This window comes from Salidesulfovibrio brasiliensis JCM 12178 (assembly GCF_001311825.1).
GTDB classification, from domain to species: Bacteria; Desulfobacterota; Desulfovibrionia; order Desulfovibrionales; family Desulfovibrionaceae; genus Pseudodesulfovibrio; species Pseudodesulfovibrio brasiliensis.
The window spans coordinates 1-589 of the sequence record NZ_BBCB01000181.1; the positions used below are offsets into that span (position 1 = coordinate 1).

General features: G+C 64.3%; 1 protein-coding gene. It reads left to right on the forward strand.

All coding sequences use genetic code 11. The features are described from left to right. On the forward strand, nucleotides 1-544 hold a 544-nt coding region (locus JCM12178_RS17465), incomplete at its 5' end, for a flavodoxin family protein (protein WP_245628862.1). Between the last annotated feature and the right edge of the window lie 45 nt (nucleotides 545-589).

The following is a 589-nucleotide window of genomic DNA, read 5'->3' on the forward strand; positions in this document are numbered from 1 at the left end:
CCGCGTGGCCGCGGCCATGGTCGAGGCGGCCCGCGAACAGGGCGTGAGCGCCGAGCTGGTGAAACTGCGCGACTACCAATTCAGCTCCTGTATCGGCTGCGAAGCCTGCCGCAAGGACAAGGCCTGCACCGGCCTCAAGGACGGACTGCAGCTTGTGTATCCTCTCTTCGAGCAGGCCAAGGGACTCATCCTCGTCACCCCCGTGCATACCTACAATGTCACTGCGTGGATGAAAGCGTTCATCGATCGGCTGTACTGTTATTACGACTTCGAGGACACCATGCCGAGGGCGTGGTCCAGCCGCCTTGCCGGGCAGGGACGCAAGGCCGTGCTCGCCTGTGTCGGCGAGCAGGCCGAGGAAAAGGACCTCGGGTTCGCAATGCCCGCCATGCGCCTGCCGCTGGAGAGCCATGATTACGAAATTCTGGGTGAACTCTCGGTGCTCAAGGTCTTCGCCGCCGGAAAGGTGCGCGAACGGCCGGACGTCATGCAGGAGGCCCAGCGCCTCGGCGTGATGCTCGCCCGCGCCGTGAGGCCCGAATGATCGGGGCCACAACCGAACCTTCTCGTTCCTCGGTTCCGGTCCTGG